This is a genomic window from Vibrio sp. 10N.261.55.A7 (assembly GCF_002877365.1).
Lineage (GTDB): Bacteria > Pseudomonadota > Gammaproteobacteria > Enterobacterales > Vibrionaceae > Vibrio.
The window spans coordinates 1-19,572 of sequence record NZ_MCWZ01000043.1 but is presented as its reverse complement, the minus strand read 5'-3'; the positions used below and the strand labels follow the sequence as shown (position 1 = coordinate 19,572).

16 protein-coding genes and 1 riboswitch are annotated in these 19,572 nt (G+C 44.3%); of the genes, 11 read left to right on the top strand and 5 right to left on the bottom strand.

From position 1 onward, the window contains the following. Window positions 1–18 precede the first annotated feature (18 nt). Window positions 19–1,443: a coniferyl aldehyde dehydrogenase gene (locus tag BCU12_RS04235; RefSeq protein ID WP_102403131.1), complete on the top strand. Its 1,425-nt coding sequence runs from the start codon at window positions 19–21 to the stop codon at window positions 1,441–1,443. A 277-nt stretch (window positions 1,444–1,720) separates the two neighbouring features. Continuing rightward, window positions 1,721–1,877, top strand: a riboswitch (FMN riboswitch). A gap of 108 nt (window positions 1,878–1,985) precedes the next feature. After that, entirely contained in the window at window positions 1,986–2,642 is a 657-nt protein-coding gene (ribB, locus tag BCU12_RS04230) for a 3,4-dihydroxy-2-butanone-4-phosphate synthase (protein WP_102403130.1), read from the top strand. Window positions 2,643–2,738: 96 nt separating this feature from the next. On the opposite strand, the gene BCU12_RS04225 is transcribed toward ribB, so the two are convergent. Next, window positions 2,739–3,641 (bottom strand): LysR family transcriptional regulator, encoded by a 903-nt coding sequence (locus BCU12_RS04225; RefSeq protein ID WP_102403129.1) that lies wholly within the window; start codon window positions 3,639–3,641, stop codon window positions 2,739–2,741. A 183-nt stretch (window positions 3,642–3,824) separates the two neighbouring features. On the opposite strand from BCU12_RS04225, the gene BCU12_RS04220 reads away from it, so the two are divergent. Both BCU12_RS04220 and BCU12_RS04215 read left to right on the top strand, forming a co-directional pair. Then, on the top strand, window positions 3,825–4,556 hold the full coding sequence (locus BCU12_RS04220) for an SDR family oxidoreductase (protein ID WP_102403128.1): 732 nt from the start codon (window positions 3,825–3,827) through the stop codon (window positions 4,554–4,556). A gap of 188 nt (window positions 4,557–4,744) precedes the next feature. After that, window positions 4,745–5,539, top strand: coding sequence for a PilZ domain-containing protein (locus tag BCU12_RS04215; RefSeq protein ID WP_102403127.1), 795 nt, complete (start codon window positions 4,745–4,747; stop codon window positions 5,537–5,539). A gap of 108 nt (window positions 5,540–5,647) precedes the next feature. Here BCU12_RS04215 and BCU12_RS04210 read toward each other — a convergent pair whose 3' ends face one another. Both BCU12_RS04210 and glgX read right to left on the bottom strand, forming a co-directional pair. Continuing rightward, on the bottom strand, window positions 5,648–7,408 hold the full coding sequence (locus BCU12_RS04210; protein WP_102403126.1) for a diguanylate cyclase: 1,761 nt from the start codon (window positions 7,406–7,408) through the stop codon (window positions 5,648–5,650). 135 nt (window positions 7,409–7,543) lie between these two features. Further along, on the bottom strand, window positions 7,544–9,502 hold the full coding sequence (glgX, locus tag BCU12_RS04205) for a glycogen debranching protein GlgX (protein ID WP_102403125.1): 1,959 nt from the start codon (window positions 9,500–9,502) through the stop codon (window positions 7,544–7,546). A gap of 422 nt (window positions 9,503–9,924) precedes the next feature. Between glgX and lamB the strand changes: the two genes are divergently transcribed. The 3 genes from lamB to BCU12_RS04190 all read left to right on the top strand — a co-directional run bounded on the left by lamB (window position 9,925) and on the right by BCU12_RS04190 (window position 14,527). Next, on the top strand, window positions 9,925–11,217 hold the full coding sequence (gene lamB / locus BCU12_RS04200; RefSeq protein ID WP_102403124.1) for a maltoporin LamB: 1,293 nt from the start codon (window positions 9,925–9,927) through the stop codon (window positions 11,215–11,217). A gap of 117 nt (window positions 11,218–11,334) precedes the next feature. After that, on the top strand, window positions 11,335–12,255 hold the full coding sequence (locus tag BCU12_RS04195; RefSeq protein ID WP_102403123.1) for a MalM family protein: 921 nt from the start codon (window positions 11,335–11,337) through the stop codon (window positions 12,253–12,255). 259 nt (window positions 12,256–12,514) lie between these two features. After that, on the top strand, window positions 12,515–14,527 hold the full coding sequence (locus BCU12_RS04190) for a methyl-accepting chemotaxis protein (RefSeq protein WP_102403122.1): 2,013 nt from the start codon (window positions 12,515–12,517) through the stop codon (window positions 14,525–14,527). Between the two features lie 116 nt (window positions 14,528–14,643). Here BCU12_RS04190 and nagB read toward each other — a convergent pair whose 3' ends face one another. Further along, window positions 14,644–15,444 carry a glucosamine-6-phosphate deaminase gene (gene nagB, locus BCU12_RS04185; RefSeq protein ID WP_102403121.1) on the bottom strand — a complete coding sequence of 267 codons (801 nt, stop codon included), beginning with the start codon at window positions 15,442–15,444 and terminating at the stop codon, window positions 14,644–14,646. Window positions 15,445–15,780: 336 nt separating this feature from the next. On the opposite strand from nagB, the gene BCU12_RS04180 reads away from it, so the two are divergent. Then, complete coding sequence (locus tag BCU12_RS04180) at window positions 15,781–16,032, top strand: DUF3081 family protein (RefSeq protein ID WP_102403120.1); 252 nt, start codon at window positions 15,781–15,783, stop codon at window positions 16,030–16,032. A 137-nt stretch (window positions 16,033–16,169) separates the two neighbouring features. Here the strand turns inward: BCU12_RS04180 and BCU12_RS04175 are convergent, their stop codons facing one another. Next, window positions 16,170–16,643: a DUF413 domain-containing protein gene (locus BCU12_RS04175; RefSeq protein ID WP_102403119.1), complete on the bottom strand. Its 474-nt coding sequence runs from the start codon at window positions 16,641–16,643 to the stop codon at window positions 16,170–16,172. Window positions 16,644–17,287: 644 nt separating this feature from the next. Between BCU12_RS04175 and BCU12_RS04165 the strand changes: the two genes are divergently transcribed. Genes BCU12_RS04165 through BCU12_RS04155 form a run of 3 tightly spaced genes read left to right on the top strand, consistent with a single transcriptional unit; the run spans window position 17,288 to window position 19,562 of the window. After that, the gene (locus tag BCU12_RS04165) at window positions 17,288–18,670 is read left to right on the top strand and encodes an AlkA N-terminal domain-containing protein (RefSeq protein WP_102403118.1); all 1,383 of its coding nucleotides are present in this window, start codon (window positions 17,288–17,290) and stop codon (window positions 18,668–18,670) included. Continuing rightward, complete coding sequence (locus BCU12_RS04160; protein ID WP_102403117.1) at window positions 18,667–19,143, top strand: methylated-DNA--[protein]-cysteine S-methyltransferase; 477 nt, start codon at window positions 18,667–18,669, stop codon at window positions 19,141–19,143. Before BCU12_RS04165 ends, BCU12_RS04160 begins: the two co-directional genes overlap by 4 nt. An 11-nt stretch (window positions 19,144–19,154) precedes the next feature. Beyond that, on the top strand, window positions 19,155–19,562 hold the full coding sequence (locus tag BCU12_RS04155; RefSeq protein ID WP_241909742.1) for a hypothetical protein: 408 nt from the start codon (window positions 19,155–19,157) through the stop codon (window positions 19,560–19,562). Window positions 19,563–19,572: the final 10 nt, after the last annotated feature.

Below are 19,572 nucleotides of genomic sequence, written 5' to 3'. Positions count from 1 at the left end.
CGCCAAGAGGGTAAGCGAATGGAGTTAGTGTGTAGCAATGATCAAATATTGGCACAAGAGCAAGCGTTGAATGCTAAGTTCGAGCAAGCTCAGCATCAATATAAACGCAACCTTTCGCCTATCTACGAAGAACGTATTGAATCACTAGAGCGTTTGAAAACAGAACTTATTTTAAATCAGAAGAAATTGGTGGCTGCGCTCAGTGAAGATTATGGTTATCGCTCTGAGTTTGATAGCACTATTTGTGACCTTCTACCGAGCGTACGACATCTTGATTACACCACAAAGAAACTGAAAAAGTGGATGAAACCTGAGTCTCGTTCGGTGAGCTCAATTCTAATACCGTCGAAAGCGCAAGTCCATTTCCAGCCAGTCGGCGTCGTTGGCGTTATGGTACCTTGGAATTTCCCTATCGTATTGAGCCTAGCGCCTATTGTGACGGCCATCGCGGCAGGAAATCGAGTGATGGTCAAACTCAGCGAGGCGACACCCCATACGAATGAGGTTCTCAGTGATGTTTTTTCTTGTCTCCCTGAACATGTGTTCACCGTTCAAGGGGATGTGTCGATTGCCTCTCAATTTAGCGCGTTACCCTTTGATCACCTTATCTTTACCGGCTCTACGGTGGTCGGTAAGAAAGTGGCGCAAGCAGCCGCAAGCAATCTAACCCCAGTGACATTGGAGCTTGGTGGAAAGTCGCCTGTGATCATTGGAGAAGATGCCGATTTGAAACAAGTGATTGACGCGTTAATGCTCGGAAAGTCGATCAATAATGGTCAAATCTGTGTCGCTCCTGATTATGTCTTTGTCCCTAAAGAAAAAGTATCTAAGTTTAGCGCTCTGTATTTAAAACGTTTTGAATCCTTATACGGCGAGAAGAAAGGCAAGCGTAAGCTCACCAATATTATTAATCAGGCTCAATACGCGCGTTTACAGCGTTACCTTGATGACGCCAGAGCCAAAGGCGCAAAGATCGACACGATTGAAGATCCAAACCTGACGGAACGCCAAATGCTACCGCACATCGTGACGGAATTGCGAGAAGACATGTTGGTCATGCAAGAAGAGATCTTCGGGCCTATATTGCCCGTGATTGCCTATGACAATGTCAACGAAGCAATAACGTTCATTAATCAAAGATCAAGACCCCTCGCGCTTTATCTGATGAGTGACGATGAAGCGTTGCAAACTCAGGTGCTTCGAGAAACGCATAGCGGCGGTGTGTGTATCAATGATTCTTTGTTACACGTTGCCTTGGATGATGCGCCTTTTGGTGGCTCAGGCGACTCAGGGATGGGGCGATACCATGGTATCGAGGGTTTTAAAGCTTTCTCAAACAATAAAACAGTTCTGAAGACACCCAGTTGGTTGCCTCGCAGCCGAATAATGTTGAAGTGGCGAAACTTAGCCCAGAAAGTGCTGAATCTGATTTTCATCCGTTAATGAGTACGATGGCCTACCATCATGGGTGAATTGCATTGGACGCGATTCATCACCCCACCAAATTAAAGATGCGGAGACTTCACGATAAAGCCTCTTATTGAATTCACTCGCTTGAAAACGAAATCGTATTCCCCCCTTATTTTCACGTAACTCCCCCATTTGCCACTTTTTTTCCAAAAAATAAAGCGCTACCATAGAGCCGCTTGATTGCTGAGTGTGACGAAACTAAGTTGTTGCTTACGTTGCTCTCCGTTTATCCAAGTACACATATTTTATTTTTTATTCTCAGGGCGGGGCGAAATTCCCCACCGGCGGTAAATCTTACTCTCAATTTGTTGAGTAAGATCAGCCCGCGAGCGCTCGATACGTCGAGGTCAGCAGATCTGGTGAGAACCCAGAGCCGACGGTTACAGTCCGGATGAGAGAGAATGAAAACACACCAGTCCATGGCGCTCGATTTGAGTGTCAGTGACTGGTGCATTTCGTTTTGGATTTTTATCCCTCATACAGCCCTGATTCTGGTGATATTTAGGAGTCTAACCATGAATCAGTCCTCACTACTTGCCGAGTTTGGTCATCCCTTAACTCGTGTTGAAACTGCGCTTGAAGCCTTAAAAGAAGGTCGTGGCGTTATCTTGCTTGATGATGAAGATCGTGAAAACGAAGGCGACATCATCTATTCGGTGGAGCACCTAACTAATGCTCAAATGGCACTCATGATCCGCGAATGCAGTGGCATAGTCTGTTTGTGTTTAACCGATGCGCAAGCGACTAAGCTGGAGTTGCCTCCAATGGTTGTGAATAACAACAGTGCGAACCAAACGGCATTTACGGTTTCAATTGAAGCAAAGGTTGGCGTAACGACGGGCGTATCAGCTCAAGATCGCGTGACAACCATTAAAACAGCGGCTAACCCAACAGCGAAACCAGACGACCTTGCTCGTCCTGGTCATGTCTTTCCATTGAGAGCTCGTGCTGGTGGTGTACTCACACGTCGAGGTCACACGGAAGGGACGGTCGATTTGATGCAAATGGCCGGGCTTCAACCGGCGGGTGTGTTGTGTGAGGTGCAAAACGAAGACGGTACAATGGCAAAAACGCCAGAGCTGATTGAGTTTAGCCGTAAACACAACATGCCGATTCTGACGATAGAAGATATGGTGATGTACCGGACTGAAAATGACCTTAAATTGGCTTAGTCGAGTTTAACGTTAGAGATAAGCGCCTGCACGAAGCTATGCTATCTTCCCCTAGAATCCAAGACGGGAAGTGTGTAGGCGTTTTTATCTGTTCTATTAAGTGTGAGTCGCATTGCTTTCAAAGCGCTCAATCATGTACTCAATGAATGCTTGCAGGCGTTTCGGTCGATATCGGTCTTGATGATATAAAATCGAAAAATCAACACTGGGTATGTGCCAATCTTCAAACACATCCACCAACTCATCTCTTTTCAATTCAGATAAACAATACAGTTTTGGAACTCGAATAATACCATTACCGTCGACGGCGCTTTGCACCAGAACTCGGCCATTTTTACACTGTAAATGCCCTTTGAGTGAGATTTCTTCCTCTACGTTTTCTGCGTTATAAAATGTCCATCGCTTGACTGAACCTACTAAACATCGATGTGTGTTGAGCTGCTTGGGCGTTTTCGGCTGACCATGTTGAGCGAGGTAGTCCGGGCTAGCGTAGGTGCCCATGTCAACATTGATCAGCTTTCTCGCAATAAAGCCTGCATCTTCTATTCGCCCCATTCGAAATGCCACATCAAAGTCATCACTGATGAGGTCAATCCTATGGCTGCTGAAATCCAGACTAATGACCACATCTGGATTCATTTTCATAAATTCACTGGCGTAGCTCGCGACGAGTTGTTCACCTAAATACCCTCCGACACAGTTGACTCTGATCTCTCCTTGAATTGCATCGATGTCATCAGACACGGCAATGAGTGCTTGGTCGATTTGCTCTAAGGCTTGTTGGCATTGGAGATAAAAAAGCTGCCCTGCACTGGTCAGTTTCAATGTGCGAGTGGTGCGAAGCAGTAAGGTCGCCCCAATCTGCTTTTCAAGGTTACTCACCTGCCGTGATACATGCGAACGTGACACATCAAGTGCATCCGCGGCTTTAGTAAAGTTTCCAAGCTGGGTGATCAGAACAAAGGAACGAATATCCGCTAGGTTGATGTCATTAATCATTGCGCTCTCTTTTGCTGTACTCGGCGTGATCTAAAGTGACATCTTCATTCTATTGTTGCCATATAGCAACAGTGTTTTAACTATAGCTATATTTATCAACAATGAAATCTTTCTTATTATGACCTCACTGCTTACGAAGAAAGTGAATCTTCAAGGCTCAACAGTTATTAAGAGGCAAAAAAGATGGAACAATTAAACAAAAAACTCGTTGTGATCACTGGTGCAAGCTCTGGTATTGGCGCAGAGATTGCCCGCCACTTTAGCCAGCAAGGTCATCCAATGTTGCTGCTAGCACGACGTGTAGAGCGCCTAGAGGCAATGAATCTACCTAATACACTCTGTGAGCAAGTGGATGTGACAAATCAAGCGAGCTTTGAAGCAGCGATTGAAAAGGCTGAGAAACAATATGGCCCAGTAGACTGTTTGGTCAACAATGCCGGTACCATGTTACTTGGCCAAATTGATACCCAAGACAGCTCTGAATGGAAGAAGATGTTTGACGTCAATGTGCTTGGGTTGCTGAACGGTATGCAAAGCGTATTAGTGCCAATGAAAGCGCGCAGCAGCGGCACCATCATTAACATCAGTTCTATTGCGGGTAAGAAGACATTCCCAGACCATGCGGCCTATTGTGGGACTAAATTTGCGGTTCATGCCATCTCTGAAAATGTACGCGAAGAAGTGGCCGCTTCAAATGTACGCGTGACAACGATTGCTCCTGGCGCAGTTGAGACCGAGCTTCTTTCTCACACCACTTCTGAGGATATCAAGCAGGGTTATGATTCGTGGAAAGAAGATATGGGTGGCGTTCTCGCGGCGGAAGACATTGCTCGCGCGGTAATCTTTGCTTATCAGCAGCCACAGAGTGTTTGTGTTCGAGAGATTGCGTTAGCGCCGACTAAGCAACAGCCATAGCAATAGCCGAACATAAAGGCCACCGGCCCAGGCATAGCAAGGCCTTAAGTGCGTGAAGTAGGGAAGGTTAACTTCTTTACTTCACGCACTTTTGTTTCCGATGTAAAAAGGAGGAGCATCACTCTTGATGAAATTGGATTCATATCTTATACCTAAGGAGTTAGTAGCTAGACAAAACAGGCTGAAATATGACATCAAATGTAGAAGAAGTGCCTCAAGAATCGATAGAACTGTCTAATAAGAATCATGATGCCATTCAGCAAGATAGCGGAGGGCCTTCTGAGGATGCGACCAGTAACTCGGCGAGCGTGGTCTATGGTGAAGATGCGTTCAATCGTGTTAATCCACTCAGTGATGTCGCTTTTGTCATCTCGACCCCCACCGGAAAATCGTTAAAGTGTCGCTCTAAATTCATCGGTATTCATCCTAATAACCTACTCGTTTTAGAAAAGCCCAAAGTCAGCCCTCAAGATTTTAGCGTCTTCTTCCAGCGAGGATACTCCATAAAGGCATGCGCGATTGCTGAAAAAGGGTCTGGGGCGAGAGTCTACTTTAAAAGCAAGATTGAATATGTGGTTGAAGCTGGACCTGAATGTTTAGTATTGATCACCTTACCTAAGGCAACGCAAATGGCCGCAGGGCTTCGCTCAGATGCAAGACTTGAGATTTCACTGGAAGGGTTGCTCGACCCAGAAGGGCACAAATATTTATGCCAGATTAGAGATATATCGAATACTGGGTGTCAGGTGGTGGTGGACAGAGATACCAACAAGTACAAATTAGGCAATGTTATGGAGATTAAAATTCACGATACCGATTGCCCAGATAAAAGTGCGTTGGTGTCAGGTACGGTGAAAAATAAAAAATTATCGAGTCAGTATTGGACTTACGGTATTCAGTTTGATGAGCCGAGTAGAGGTGTGGCTTCTGAACTACTGGAAAAACTCTCATTTGATCAGGAAAAGCACAAGTTCTTGCTGTGACAATAATGCTAAGACGCATTGAAAGGGCACTGACAATGCCTGTTTTGATCTACAAACTAGTGATTTTTAGTCGAGACAGAAGAGCTTTTAATACAAGGATAATCATGATCAAAAAGTATTGAGCACTACTTGATTTCGACCGAATCCTTTTGCTTGAGATAACGCTTTGTCTGCTCTCCCAATACTGGAGTTCTGGCTCTCATCCACAGAGGTAATCCCAATACTAATAGTATATTGAATAGTCTCCTCTCCATTAGGCAACCCTGACGTTTCGACCCGATGACGAAGCATTTCACACAGATCATACGCGTGATTTTCATCATTGGCTTTGAACAGCAAGCCATACTCCTCACCGCCAAAACGCGCGAGGCTAATCGACATAGGTTTAGGAAAACAATTCAATATGAGTTTTGCGGTATGAGTGATTATTTTATCGCCAGACTGATGACCAAACTTGTCGTTGATCGAACGAAATTGGTCAATGTCGACCAATGCTAAATACACATTGTCATTTCCAAGCTGGCCATCGATTTCATTTCGAATCGCCATCTTATTATCTAAGTTGGTCATGACATCTTTACTGAGCATTTTTTGGTTCATCAGTAGATTATTAAGCGACACTTCAGAGAAATTCCGAATCATCTTTAACAAGCTGCTGTGAGTTGGCATAAACATGGGAATGTAGATGATCGCGATCAGTCCCGAATTATTGAACAGAGGCATCACATAGTGGCGGGAGTTGATGTGAAGTTTGCGCCCTAAAGCATCAGTATTGCTTTTACCAAAGTAGTAAAACTCGTTAGATGAGTACTGTGAGGCAAGCGATTTGTCGGTAAGAATGACTTGCTCATTGCCATGAAAATCAATGGTTGTGAATTGCTCTGTCTCTTGTTTGTATAAGCAAAATTGCACACCACTATGATGACAGAATCGGTCGAAAATGGCTCTAAGTTCATGCTTGAAATCAGCGATGGTCTCTTTGTGATTTAAGATAGAGAGAGACTTGTTGAGCTGAAAAATCAGGTAGTTAACGATAACAATGAATAAGAGTATTAACGCAATGATCACCCCTGTTAACGTGAACTGGTAGGAGTTGGAGAGAATATCTGATCGGTTGGTTCCTGATATAAATACAAAGTTGAGTAAGTTATTGGCATCGTACACCGACATTTTGTGCTGGTTCTTGAAGTAATACTCAAAGGTGCCGTAACTTTGCCCTTGTTCTATCAGTGCCTTGATACCGGCTTGGTAACTAATAGAGTCACTGCCAATTCTCTCTGGGTCGGGGTGGAAAATCAGCTTACCGGTGAGTTTATCAACAACGAAAAGGTACCCTTCATCGAGGGTGCGCAGTCCTTTGAGTAGATTGGAGATATACAGAAGGTCAAACTCAATCCATAAAGCTTCGTGTTCATTTGTCTGATAACGAACGGAGAACACCCATCGTTGGTCACTAGTTTGGTATATGGGAGAAATCGAAAACGCAGTAGACATGCCAATGATAGGCCTCCAAACGAGTGTACTGAGTATATTTACATTTGGGTCTACTTGGCGCATCGACTCGTATTGTTTGGACTTGGGATTAACGAGAAGGATATCTGAGTAGAGCAGTGTGCTGCTTAATGCTTTGCTGGCTAATGTGTCGAATGAAGCGCTGTTTCTAGCACCTTGCAATAAATAGAGCTTACTTGTCGCGGCTTCTATATGGGAAGAAACAAGCAGTGACGCAGTATGGATGTTTGATCTAGATTGAATATAGGCTTTTTTCTCTGATGATTTCAGTTGATCATAGGCAAGGTAAATCATCGTTAAGATTATGATAAGAATGCACGGGCGATAGACGCGAATGAGAAACTTAGGTAAAGCCATTTATTGAGCCAGTTGACGTGGATATGTATTTTATGACGCCATACTAGTGCTTAATCGAAAGCATATCAATCAATATTAATCTAGTGGTAATTTTAATATTTGAGCGGTGAATGAGTTACACCGCTCACATTTTTGTTATTTCGATTTGGAGTGGAAAATAGCTAATGATGTTGGGGCAATAAGTACCTGCTTTTCATCAATTGTTTTGTGTAATTCATGAGAATCGGTATTACACACCATATTCCATGTCTGATCGCGATCGCATGGTAGGGTAAATCGAGCCGGTGCATTAATTTGGTTAATACAGTAGATCAATTCATCACCAGAGTCTCCGATCCCAAGATGCAACGATACCGAACTCAGTGTATTCCAGTCATCATGCTCCATGTAAGAGCCATCTATTCGTCGCCAAAAAATGCGGTTGTCATTGCGACTGTCTCCACTGAAGGCATGAATAAATGGCACCATAAACTGATGCCTTGCTTTAACCATGTCCGCTAACCAATCTTTAAAGGTTTGATGAGTCGCACTTTGTTCCCAGTTGAGCCAACTCATCTCATTGTCTTGGCAGTAGGCGTTATTGTTACCTTGCTGAGAATGTGAGAGTAGATCCGCGGTGAGAATGTGAGGAATCCCAAACGAAAACAAAAGACTCGCCATAAAGTTTCGTTTCTGTTTTTCCCGTAGCTCGACGATGGAAGGGCTTTCTGTTGGTCCTTCAACCCCGTAGTTTGCCGAGCGATTGTCTCCATGGCCATCTCGGTTCTGCTCGCCATTGGCTTCGTTATGCTTATGTTTATAAGAAACCAGATCCTGCATAGTGAAGCCATCATGATAGGTAATGTAGTTTACCGTCATGTTAAATGGCCAGTTTGAGGCGCTGTAGAGATCGCGAGAGCCCATTAATCGAGTTGCGAATTCTTTGAGGTACCCTTGATCACCTCGCCAGAAGCTGCGTGTAATGTCTCTTAAGCGATCATTGGTTTCGTTCCAACCTAGCGGGAAGTTTCCGACTTGATAGCCGTTAGGGCCAATGTCCCACGGTTCAGCAATGAGCTTCACCTCTTTGAGTACTGGATCTTGAGCGACCGCTTTGAAGAAAGCGGTTTGATTGTTGAAGTGTTCGCCTTCACGCCCAAGAGTCGCAGCCAAATCAAATCGGAATCCATCGATGTGGTATTCAGTTACCCAGTAACGCAGGGTATCCATGACTAAGTTTAGAGAAGCTTGGTGGCTGATATCAACGGTGTTACCACACCCTGTATAGTTGGCAAAATGCTGACCATGCTTTAGGTAGTAGGCTGAATTCAGCGCTTTGAGGTTGAAAACGGGTCCATCTTCTCCCGCTTCTGCTGTGTGGTTGTAGACCACATCAAGAATCACTTCAATGCCTTGCTTATGAAGCTCACGAACCGTGGTTTTTAGTTCCGTTACGGCGTCATTGTCAGCGTATCTTGGGTCCGGTGCCATGAATAGGTAAGGGTTGTAGCCCCAGTAATTGCACTTATCCATGCTGAGAAGGTGCGGCTCGTGCATACAAGCCGCAATCGGTAATAGCTGAATTGTGTTGATACTTTGATCGTTAAAAAAGCGGAGCATTTCGTCAGAGACTAATCCAAGATATTTACCTTGCTGCTCTCTCGGTACCTTTGAGTTGAGCTTTGATACCCCTTTCACATGAGTTTCGAATATGACGGTCTCTTCTCTTGCTATACGTGGCGGTTGAGTCTCTTGCCAATCAAAATCATCATTGGTGACAATACATTTCGGCAGTTCAAAGCTGGTCTTTGAAGTAAATGGGGGCTGGTAATAAAGAGGGGCTTCAATCGCTTTTGCATAAGGGTCAGAAAGAAGGTGTGATTGGTCGTCCACCTCTATAAGAAAACCATATTTTTGTCCTTGCTGAACATCTTCAACGAAAATATGTTTAATGCCCGCGTAATCTTCGGTTATGTCGTGAACTTGCTGTTGGTTTTGTTCATCAAAAAGAACGAGAGAAATAGTCGCCTGGTCAGGCGCATAAATAGAAAAATTGCATCCATGCTTGTTTAATGTTGCCCCCAGTGGGTAGGGCTTTGAACTTATACCTATCATTATTCTGTATTTTTATCTTTTATTTAGGAACTCTTAGTAAAAGACTTTGCCTAACAATGGTCAAGCACCTTGCCAATAAATTTTAAATGTAATTTTATTTCAGTTTTTTTGCGATGAGTTTAAAAAAGTTGAACTTGAACTCATTTTGATCTGTGAAAATGAGGGGTATTTGTTCGTACTCCCCCCTTTTTATGTGATCAGACCCAATTAATCAGCGTTAATCCACTTTTCTCCTCCTTTCTCATCCCCCCTAAATTAATTAAAGGTGGAGGACGCAGCACTACTCCTCCCTAGGTAATCTAGCCACAGTCGAAACAAAAGGGGCTCAGTCCCATCTTAGCGTTTTTTTAGTTTGGCCCATTTCTGCCTTTATGGGCTCGATTAAAAGTTAAGAAAAATAAAAACCCTAAATGGAGTTAATAATGAAAAAAGTAAGTTTAATTGCTGCTGCAGTGGCTGCGTCTCTGAGTGCTGGTGCGTTTGCAGCAGCTGTTGATTTCCACGGCTATGCTCGTGGTGGTGTTGGCCTTAGCGGGGAAGGTTCACACGTTACAACGGATAAGAAGAAAGTTGGTCGTCTTGGTAATGAAGATGATTTGTACGCAGAGATTGGCTTAAACGCTGAGCTATACAATAAAGATGACGTGACATTTAAGTTGGAGTCACTGGTAGCATACGGCCAAGCAGGTAACAATAACTGGGAAGGGAACGCTAACGCTCTACGTGTCATGAACGTTCAAGCACAAGGACTTTTCAGCGATAAAGAAGCGGTTCTTTGGGCTGGTCAGCGTTACTACCAGCGTAAAGATATCCACATTACTGACTTTTACTTTCTAGACACGTCTGGCGGTGCTGGTGGTGGTATCGAAAATATTTCACTTGGTGGCGGTAAGCTTTCTCTTGCTGTAATGCATGATGACGGTTCTCAAAAAGTAGACGACGGTACTGAGTTTGTATTTGATGCTGATCAGTGTACTGGTACAGGTACGCCAGCTGATGATTCTTGTTACAAAGAGCAAGCGAAAACTAAAGATGAAACTGTTTCTGGCTACACATTCGATATGCGTTACGCAGGAATCGATTTATGGGATGGCGCTAATCTAGAGTTAGCTTTAGCGTATGACTTCGCTTCTGAAGCAGAAGGCCAGACTGTTGCAGCAGACAATGGTGTGCTTCTTACCGCCGTTCTTGGTCAAGGTCTAGATAATGGCTTCAACCAAACTGTTCTACAATACGGTACAGCGGCTTACGGTCACCAAATGGCGACATACGGTGGTGGTGGTTGGTACAACCGTACTGACAACAACAATGACGCAGACGGCTTCCGTATTATCAACTGGGGTGTTAAAGGCTTCGGTGAATCATGGGAAGTAGGTCACACTGTAATGTTTGCTCAAGCATCTGATACGGCTGATGGTGACATTACTGCGTATAATGCGGTAGTTCGCCCAGTGTACAAGTGGGATGACCACATGAAGACTGTTTTCGAAGCGGGTTACTTTGCTGATGAAACGAAGAAAGGCGGCTCAACAACAGATGCGTCTGGTTCTAAGTTAACCGTTGCTCAAGCTTGGTCTGCTGGTTCTAGCTTCTGGGCTCGCCCTGAAATCCGTGTTTACGGTTCATACTTCATGGACCACGAAGCGAATAGTTTTGCAAACAAAACGGATGACACAGAGTTCAGTGTAGGCATCCAAATGGAAGCTTGGTGGTAAGAATTAAATCGTCCATATTTAATTTGTCCATACTTGCCCATCAAAATGGTTAACAAGTAGATAAATATTAAGCCGGCTTAAGTGTCGGCTTTCATCGTTGATAGAAGTGAGGTTTATATGAAACGATTGGTTCTTGGTTGCGCGATTAGCATGGCATTATTAGGTTGTGCAACGACAGAAACCGTTGTCTTCGACGCTGAAAATATTGAGCAAGTGGCTCAGAGCTATGCTCAGATACAGTGGGCCGAAGTCGAACCGACTAAGCGTATTAACTTCTCAATTAACGAGGCCAACCAGAAGTTTGAGTTACCGGAAGGAAAAAGTTCAATTGCTGCCTTTGACATTGATACTCAAGGTAAAGAACTCGAATTAGAAATCATCAGTCATTTTAAGAAAACCGTCTTTTACCCCAATGCGGTTTTGCTCAATGCTCAAAATCAAATCATTAAAACGTTTGTCACCGAAGATTTTGAATACAATCATGCTTATGGCATGGACGGCGACCGCCTAGTGGCTAACGTCAAAATACAACCCGTGGGTAAGCAACGTGTTAAGCTTCTTGTTTACACGACTCCAGAGCTTATCGATGGAGAATCAGAGGTGTTGCACCCAGTTAAGTTGGATGCCATTGCTCGTGGAAATTACCCGCCCGATGTACCCAATCCAATCATTTCTCATGCGGCATACGGAGAGCTGAGTATTGTTGCTTCGGTTGATGATGCGATTGTTGTTGAAGAGCCACTTACTGTTGAAAGCTCTGATACTGCACAGCAGAAGTTTAAACAAGATCTAGCAGAACAACAGCAACAAGCGGCAATAGAGCAAAAGGCTGCGGTGACCACGGTTGCCGTTTATGAGTCGGAAGTTGAGGGAGCTGCCCTAAGCGAAGCTCAGCAGAAGTTTTACATTTCGAGTATTGAAAACGCAGTTGAAGTTGGAATGCTAGACAAAGCACTCGCCCTATTAGATGAAGCAAAAGCCCTCAACGTTGAAGGCGCTCAAGAAGCCTTTATTAAAGCGGTCAACGCCAAGAAATAGTAACGACATCCATTCTAGAATTAGGCTCCGATATGGGGCCTTTTTTGTGCCCATTTCGTTTGCATGTATTCGAACCACAGCCCCTATCACATAAGACCATTCGGTATTCTTATTTATCTTGGTATGGCTCTATAAAAACAATCGTTGTGCCATTTTGAGAAAACACATAACCAATAAAAATATCAGTAAAAAATTGCACCTCACTTTATTCACACCATACTTACTTGGAGGAAAACGAACCTTATATGGAGAATTAAGGATGAATGTTCGCCTGACACACGCCCTTTACATGGGGTTTTCAGTCATCATAGCTACCACCTTAGTGCTCGCTTTCGTTGTGTGGTCTCTCGTTAATAAATCGGCCACCATATCCGCAGAAATAGAATCTGATGACGTACCAGGGGTTCTGGCTTATTTGAACGTTTTGGATAAAGTCGGAGACTTACAAACTAACGCCTTGGAGTATTTAAATGGAGAGGTAGATGAATATCAGAGCTTCCAAGAGAACGCCAAAGATTTTCATTATCACTATTCGATACTTCGGCCTTTAGAGTCGGGCAAGCCTTCGGACATCGAGAAGATGGATACGATTGTTAACCTTGCAAATGAATACATCAACACTCTAGAAAGCGAGGTTTTTAGTAAGTACAACCCGGCTGATGAGCAAATGGCGATTCAGAAAATCAGCGACGTGACGAAAAATGTGGGTGTGCCACTCGAACAATTACTAGATGAACTCAAAGATGGTGAGTTCGCTGATGCCTATAAGACAACCGATTTGAACGAATCACTCAATGATGATTTACCTGGTGTTCGTTATTACCTGGAATTGGTCGACGAAGCGGGCGACATGATCTCGTCCCTGAATGCGTACATTATGGGTGACCCAACCGCACGGGAAGCCTTCAATAAAGATGCAGGTTCGTTTTCTGGCTATTTGGAAAAGCTCAAACCCTTAGAGCAAAAGCCCAGTGAGATTCGAGACATCAATAAAATAGAACAATACTACTTCGATATCATTCAAGTCGCGCAGCAGGTATTTGACGGCTACAACCCATATTATAAACACTCCGCAATCCGAACCGTTGATGAGCTAGAACGCTCTATTGTTGGCCCTATTGAAGAGATACTTGACTCGTCAGCACAGGAAGAGCGAGATGACTCCATTAGTGCCCTAAAAATGCTCAATGACAACATGTCGACGATCGTTTTTTGGCTTTCCGTCAATGTTGTGATGGTGATCGCTGTCGGTGTGACTGTCGCTATGTTGCTTTCTCGAATGCTTAAGCAGCGCCTAATGGTGATATCTGATCGAGCCCAAGCCATAGCAAGTGGCGATCTGTCGGCGCCTTTGATTAATGAACAAAACAAAGATGAAATTGGTGACTTAGCTCGCGCGATCGATGAAATGCAAACGGCGCTAAAAGCGGTGATCTCCAATATTACGAATGTGGCGTCTGAAGTGTCCTCGTATACACAAATGGTGGACGAGACGAGCCAAAACGTGGCGACGGGCATTCAAGAGCAAGCCGATAAAGCAACCTTGATCGCCAGCGCAGTCGAAGAGATGACGGTTACCGTTAATCAGGTCGCTGATCAAAGTAAAGATGCGGCGCAAAACGCGAGCCAAGCCGGAGAAGAAGCCGTCAATGGTGGTGAGCTCATGCAAGAGACAGTGAATGGCATGAATCGTATTTCTGAGGTAGTCAATGAAACCGCGACGACGGTGGATAGCCTAGGCAAACGTGGTGAAGAGATCGGGAATGTCATCAAGGTGATCAATGACATTGCAGAACAAACCAATTTACTCGCTCTAAATGCGGCGATAGAGGCTGCTCGTGCGGGCGATTTAGGCCGAGGCTTTGCTGTTGTAGCAGATGAGGTTCGTGGCCTTGCGGAACGAACGTCAAAAGCCACTGAAGAAGTCGGGGGCTTGATTACCTCCATTCAAAGTGAAACTCGCCAAGCCGTGACAAGAATGAGTGAGGGAACTCAGTTGGTTGGAGAGGGCGTTGCACTTTCTAATTCTGCTGGCGATGCCTTAGTTCAAATTGTGGCTAGAGCGAAAGACGTGAATGGTATGATTGATTTGATTGCTATAGCAGGGAACGAGCAAGCGGTAGCAGCGCAAGAGATGTCTCGTGATATCAATGCGATTAGCCAGATTGCTGATAATTCGGTACGCAGCACACAAGATGGTGCTGAAGCTGTCAGTCAACTGTATCGTAAGGTCGAAGAGTTGGAACAGATGGTGTCTCGATTTAAACTGTGATGTAAAAAAAGTGAAAAGCCACGCAAATGCGTGGCTTTTTTATCTCATAACGAATCGTGCTAGCGAAACGTATGTCTTGTTAAACTTCTATGTTCAGAGTTAAATCTGAGCATGTTTTAGAAGCCTTTGATGTTCTCTCTTTCTAGCTCAGAGAAGTACTTAACCGTCTTCACTTTAAGCTCTTGCGTAGATGGTTCATCACATACAATCACTGATTTAGGGTGAAGTTGCAGTGCTGACACTGTCCATAGGTGGTTTACAGAACCTTCAACCGCGGCCTCTAGAGCAAGCGCTTTGTTGTGGCCTGTTACAAGAATCATGATCTCTTGTGAATCTAATAGAGTACCTACACCGATAGTCAGTGCGTACTTAGGCACTTGCTCGATATCGCCATCGAAGAAACGAGAGTTTGCGATACGAGTATCTTCAGTCAATGTTTTGATACGAGTGCGTGATGATAGAGAAGACGCTGGCTCGTTGAATGCGATGTGACCGTCGTTGCCTACGCCACCCATGAATAGGTTGATTCTTCCGTAAGACTTGATCTTGTCTTCGTAGCGTTGACACTCAACTTCGTTGTCTGCTGCGTTACCGTCAAGAAGGTTAATGTTCTCTTCTTGGATATCGATGTGGTTGAAAAAGTTTGAGTACATGAATGTACGGTAAGATTCAGGGTGATCCGCTGGGATGCCAATGTACTCATCCATGTTAAACGTCACAACGTTTTTAAAGCTTACTTCGCCAGCTTTGTGAAGCTCGATAAGTGCTTTATATGTTGCTAGTGGCGTACCACCCGTTGGTAGACCAAGCACGAATGGACGCTCTGCCGTTGGTTTGAAATCGTTGATGCGTTTAACGATGTGCGCTGCTGCCCACTTGCCTACTTGTGCTGCTTTGTTTAACGGAATAAGTCTCATTGTGTGCCTCGAATATTTGAATTTAGGATGCGTTGAAACATTAATTCGCATTATAAAATAAGTTTTTGCGATCTGCTATTGTTTTCGGTCAAGTTTTTGTGTTTTCTTTAACCACCTTTATAGAGCCGGCTCTTTATTGAGTGATTTACTAGAGCGAGGTCAAGAAAGCGTAAGAAAGCCTGGTATTGGGTGTCAGGGTTGCGACTCGTTAAGTCATGGCTTGAAATAGAGGCAAGATTTAACGTGAGTAGGGTTAGATATTTCTTTCATCAGTGATGCTGTTTCGAGTTTTTCAATCCATACTTTGACTGTCTTTTTACAAGGAGCGGCACGGCGATGGCTGGAAAAATTCACTCGACTGAAATACTGAACGCTTATGAGGTGATCATGGCTGAAGGTCAAGTTAGCTCGAATGGCAAAGTTCTCAATGGTGTTGAGGCCTTTGAACAAACAAAAGATACGCTCGCCCATCTACGAGGCGAAGGCGTTGAACTCACGTTACGTTCAACCCATCGCATCCACATAGAATACAACCAGGCTGAACACCGAGATAAATTCTTAGAAAAGCTTGCCATGTTAGCCAAGTAACTCTTTTTCACGACATTCGTTCTATCGCCGCGACTCTTTAGCCATCAAGGCTTTTCTGTTACCGCGACTATTTTGTTATCAAGACAATGGCTTGCATGGCGAGCTTTTATATTCGCATCATCTCATCATTGTAATGGCTAGGGGTGTTCCATCGCTTGAGTCGATTTTTGTGTTGAGTGGTTTAGATTTGATTGACTCAACTCCTCTTCTTCTAATGATAAATCGTCGAGCGAAACGTCAGTGTCGTAACTCAGAGCATCTTCCTGAGTGGAATAACGATGGGCTGATGGACGTTGGTCAGAGCGAGGTCTTGTGCTACTGCTCAGAGAGTGGAAACGCTTTTTACCACGAGTCAGTTGAATGTACTTCAGCCAGACTTTTTCAAGCTTAGATTTTGCTTTTTGTGGTGATTTTAGCGCTTTGACGAATTGCTTTTCTTCGGCATTCTCTGGCGTGATTTCGCCTGATTCTAAGGCTTTCATTGTGTCGCCATAAAGAGTGAGTAGCTCTTCTTCAGCTAAGGTAAAGTCCCCTGATTTCGCAAATCCACGAGGAAATTTACTATTGTCATAAAAACGCTTCTTTCCGAATCTAAATTCGATGTCAGACATAACAGCCTCTGTTTTTTACACGGGTGATCGTGTCACGCATTGGATTAGTAGTTAGCACAATGAACACGTCATTATGTTTATTTCAGTGCCTAATTTTGCTGAGAAATATGTCACCAATATTGCAGAGAGAAGAAAGATAAAAGACAGTGCGTCAATTCTGGCTTATGTCATAAAAGATGAAAAAAATGCCCTTGAGAAGGTTGGTTATTTCAGCGTAATAAACTAGGGCCTGTTGATCTTTCGAGATGATTTTTGCAGCAGTTTGTGGGTTCTTTGGACAAGGCAGAGGTTTTGATGTGTAGCTAGCCTACATGAGAAGCCGATAACGCAGTGGAAAGGAGCCACAAACACTGCCCGAAGGGTTCGGCCGAAATCGTTTTATACTTTGTTAAAGAGTATTTGCTTAGAATAACTAGGCTAAAGACTCTTTGCCGCGCCTAAAACGATTTTATCTCGAACAAAATTTAACCGAGAAAGATCAACAGGCCCTAATGATAGAGCCCCTAAAGTTGACGGCTGAAATGGCTAGAAGCTATGTCAGGATACGTCTGGAATTTGTCATATCATTGAGTTCCGAAAGTGGCTAATCTAAATTGGTTATTGTTGTTAAACTGGCTGTATGGAAATTAAGCAAGGCAAAAGAGATGGCGTTATCCGAATATTCAATCCTGACCGATGAACAATGCCAAAGCGCACGTATGGCGCGCGATCCAAGGTTTGATGGCCAGTTCTTTATCGCCGTGAAAACAACGGGCATCTTTTGTCGTTCAATTTGCCCCGCTAATTTGCCCAAGGAGCACAATGTCGAGTATTTCTCTGATAAGGCTCAAGCGCTCAGTGCAGGGTATCGCCCTTGCTTGCGGTGCCACCCTGATAGCGCACCAAACTCCTGGGCCTGGAAAGGCGTGGAAACCACCTTCACCCGAGCCAGTCAGTTAATCGACCAAGGTGCCCTATTGACGGGGGATATTGAGTCATTATCGGATCGGTTAGGCATCAGTAGTCGCTACCTACGCCGTTTGTTTCAAACCTACTTGGGTCTCTCACCAAAACAGTACGCTCAGAATCATCAACTCATGTTTGCTAAGCAGCTTCTGCATAATAGCAACCTCTCGGTGACAGACATCGCTTTCGCCAGTGGTTTCAACAGCGTTCGTCGCTTTAATGATGCTTTTAAAAACACATTAAAATTGACGCCAACGCAGGTGAGGAAACAGGAGAAAGCCACGTGTTTAGAAAACACCATTCTCCTTTCTTATAAGGGGCAACTTAATTGGCCTCATATGCTCAATTTCTATCGGCTTCGGGCAATAGAAGGTGTTGAGACTGTAACGGAAACCAGTTACGAGAGGGTAGTATTGATCAACGGCTCACATGCATGGTTTAAAGCCGAGTTAATTGGAAACAAGCTGCAAGTTGAATTCAAGATTGAAGAGATGACTCAACTGCGCCATTTGATCGATAAGATTCGCACTATGTTTGATCTTGATGCCGATACCAATAGCATTGAGCAGCATATTGAACACGTTGCGCCCGGGTTGGTTACGCTCTCTGGATTGCGCATTCCGGGGGTGTGGAACCCGTGGGAAGCGGGTGTGAGGGCAATACTGGGTCAGCAGGTGTCGGTCAAAGCGGCCATTGGTCAGCTCAATCTACTTGCCAAAACCGTCGTGACAGAAGTGAGTGGTTCAGATGGCCAATGCTATTTCCCTTCTGCAAAGCAAGTGGCTGAGATTGACTTAGATTTTCTGAGAATGCCTCAAAGCAGAAAGGAGACGCTAAAACGTTTTGCTCTGTATTCTCTTGATCACTCGGAGGCAGACCCTTCGGAGTGGTTATCGCTCAAAGGGATTGGCCCTTGGACTGTCGATTACGCTTTGCTGCGAGGTTTATCAAAGCCAGATAGATTTCTAGAGGGCGATCTTATTGTTAAAAAGGCGATGGCAGAGTTTCCAATGTTGGACGCAAAATCATTGTCACCTTGGGGAAGTTACGCCACCTTTCATTGCTGGGAATACGCATCATGAATAGATACAGTCATTACCAAAGCCCGCTAGGGCAACTTACGCTGCAAGCCAATGAGGAAGGGCTCCTTGGGCTGTGGTTGCCAGTTTACACCACGCAACCGGATGATTTAGGGGAAAAGGATGAGAGTTTTCCTATACTAAAAGAAACCGCTGTGCAATTAGATGAATATTTTGCGTCTGAGAGAACGGAGTTTCAATTGCCGCTTGCGCCACAAGGAACCGATTTTCAGCAGAAAGTTTGGCATGAGCTATGCAAGATTCCGTACGGTGAGTCATGGAGCTACAAAGAGCTCGCTGAGCGTTTAGGAAAACCAACGGCATCGAGAGCGGTTGGAATGGCAAATGGAAAGAACCCAATTTCAATCATCGTTCCATGTCACCGCGTCATTGGGAAAAATGGAAAGCTAACCGGTTACGCGGGTGGCCTAGATGCAAAGAAAACGCTATTGAAATTGGAAGGTATCATTATGTAAAGGAGGACATTATGGACAGAGGCGCTGGTGTTAAATGGATGTTATCGGCATTGGTCTTAGTCTCATTGTCGGGGTGTTTTCAAGAAAAACTGGAGGAGCTGGCCAATCATGAAACACTGTCCTTCGAAGGCCTGTACTCAAATCAATACAATCAAAATACCATTACTTTTTCGCGTGGAGTGATGAGTTACGATATGAAAAGTCAAATTATCACGCGTGATTACCGAGTTGAAGATGGCTATGTTTATGTCAAGTTAGCCAACAGTTCCAAAGAGAAACGAGAAGACCTTATCATGCGCATTCACGGCAAAGGTGAGCTACTAACATGCAGCACGTGTGCAAAATACAGCATGGTGAACATCTGGGTGAAAGAAAATTTTGTTGCCCCAGAGCAGCCAATGATAACCAGTAATCAGTAGTTAGTGATCA

What these genes read in the sequence shown, in the direction of transcription:
- BCU12_RS04235 (WP_102403131.1), top strand. Translation starts at nt 19, where the DNA reads ATGGAGTTAGTGTGTAGCAATGATCAAATATTGGCACAAGAGCAAGCG.
- ribB (WP_102403130.1), top strand. Translation starts at nt 1,986, where the DNA reads ATGAATCAGTCCTCACTACTTGCCGAGTTTGGTCATCCCTTAACTCGT.
- BCU12_RS04225 (WP_102403129.1), bottom strand. Translation starts at nt 3,641, where the DNA reads ATGATTAATGACATCAACCTAGCGGATATTCGTTCCTTTGTTCTGATC.
- BCU12_RS04220 (WP_102403128.1), top strand. Translation starts at nt 3,825, where the DNA reads ATGGAACAATTAAACAAAAAACTCGTTGTGATCACTGGTGCAAGCTCT.
- BCU12_RS04215 (WP_102403127.1), top strand. Translation starts at nt 4,745, where the DNA reads ATGACATCAAATGTAGAAGAAGTGCCTCAAGAATCGATAGAACTGTCT.
- BCU12_RS04210 (WP_102403126.1), bottom strand. Translation starts at nt 7,408, where the DNA reads ATGGCTTTACCTAAGTTTCTCATTCGCGTCTATCGCCCGTGCATTCTT.
- glgX (WP_102403125.1), bottom strand. Translation starts at nt 9,502, where the DNA reads ATGATAGGTATAAGTTCAAAGCCCTACCCACTGGGGGCAACATTAAAC.
- lamB (WP_102403124.1), top strand. Translation starts at nt 9,925, where the DNA reads ATGAAAAAAGTAAGTTTAATTGCTGCTGCAGTGGCTGCGTCTCTGAGT.
- BCU12_RS04195 (WP_102403123.1), top strand. Translation starts at nt 11,335, where the DNA reads ATGAAACGATTGGTTCTTGGTTGCGCGATTAGCATGGCATTATTAGGT.
- BCU12_RS04190 (WP_102403122.1), top strand. Translation starts at nt 12,515, where the DNA reads ATGAATGTTCGCCTGACACACGCCCTTTACATGGGGTTTTCAGTCATC.
- nagB (WP_102403121.1), bottom strand. Translation starts at nt 15,444, where the DNA reads ATGAGACTTATTCCGTTAAACAAAGCAGCACAAGTAGGCAAGTGGGCA.
- BCU12_RS04180 (WP_102403120.1), top strand. Translation starts at nt 15,781, where the DNA reads ATGGCTGGAAAAATTCACTCGACTGAAATACTGAACGCTTATGAGGTG.
- BCU12_RS04175 (WP_102403119.1), bottom strand. Translation starts at nt 16,643, where the DNA reads ATGTCTGACATCGAATTTAGATTCGGAAAGAAGCGTTTTTATGACAAT.
- BCU12_RS04165 (WP_102403118.1), top strand. Translation starts at nt 17,288, where the DNA reads ATGGCGTTATCCGAATATTCAATCCTGACCGATGAACAATGCCAAAGC.
- BCU12_RS04160 (WP_102403117.1), top strand. Translation starts at nt 18,667, where the DNA reads ATGAATAGATACAGTCATTACCAAAGCCCGCTAGGGCAACTTACGCTG.
- BCU12_RS04155 (WP_241909742.1), top strand. Translation starts at nt 19,155, where the DNA reads ATGGACAGAGGCGCTGGTGTTAAATGGATGTTATCGGCATTGGTCTTA.